The following is a 1,064-nucleotide window of genomic DNA, read 5'->3' on the forward strand; positions in this document are numbered from 1 at the left end:
ATGGAAGCATTACTCTTTAACAGCCATTGTGAAAACTTTTCCTTGCAAAGCGGGGCGGACCATATATGTGTTTCTCCCTTGTCATGCAACTCCTCGGAACGAGAAAAGCATATCGTTCTACGCCCAAATTCATGGGCTATAACTCGCTTGTAGCGAGGTTCCCATGCGTAGAACAGCCAGCGCTGATTCATTTTATTACCAACATAGGACCACTGTTCATCCATATTGCAGATCAGCACCAGCTCGCCATTATCGAAAGGGAGCGATATCACTTGTGGCGGGGTAAGTTTTTTAAGTGGCTGATCACTGTCGTTGGACTGTGATACCCAGGACTCGACCTGTATCTCTGACACTGGAACCATTCATAGCCATATCGACTATGCGCTCATGAGCGCCTGGTTTTTTGGCGTTGTATGTGACCCCCAGCTTCTTTTTGTTTTTCGAGGCCTTGCCTTCGCTCCCTTTGGCGCTGATTTTTCAGCTCTCTTTTTTCGGGGTCTTGCATTCTTTCACTATACAGCTCCCTAGCGCGCTGATTAGCCAGCTTTCTTGTTTCGGGGTCTTGCATTCGCTCCCTTTGGCGTTGATTTTTCAGCTCTCTTTTTTCGGGGTCTTGCATTCTTTTACTATACAGCTCCCTGGCGCGTTGATTTATCAGCTTTCTTTTTTCGGGGTCTTGCATTCTTTTACTATACAGCTCCCTATCACGCTGATTCTTGAGCTTTCTTTTTTCGGGGTCTTGCATTCGCTCCCTTTCACGCTGATTCTTGAGCTTTCTTTTTTCGGGGTCTTGCAGTCGCTCCCTTTCACGCTGATTCTTGAGCTTTCTTTTTTCGGGGTCTTGCATTCTTTCACTATACCGTTCCCTGGCGCGCTGATTTATCAGTTTTCTTTTTTCGGGGTCTTGTCTTCGCTCCATTTGGCGCTCAGCAAGCAAACTATCAGCAATTTCTTCTGCTGGGGTCAATTGCTTATCACTTGTCACTTGGTTCAGGTTTACCGGGTTAACTAAAGTAACTGGTGGTAAATCCTGTCGGTTAAACAGTACAGCAGGAAGATGAGTT

General features: G+C 46.2%; 1 protein-coding gene and 1 pseudogene. Both read right to left on the reverse strand.

The features are described 5' to 3' along the window. Nucleotides 1-116: 116 nt before the first annotated feature. Nucleotides 117-426, reverse strand: a pseudogene (locus KDK15_RS14030) (IS1 family transposase); the annotation flags it as partial. Next, nucleotides 386-1,064, reverse strand: a 679-nt coding sequence (locus KDK15_RS14035; protein WP_257296012.1) for a hypothetical protein, incomplete at its 5' end; no start/stop codon positions are given. The gene KDK15_RS14035 and the pseudogene KDK15_RS14030, both read right to left, overlap by 41 nt.

Source organism: Endozoicomonas sp. YOMI1 (assembly GCF_024606345.1).
Classification (GTDB): domain Bacteria; phylum Pseudomonadota; class Gammaproteobacteria; order Pseudomonadales; family Endozoicomonadaceae; genus Endozoicomonas.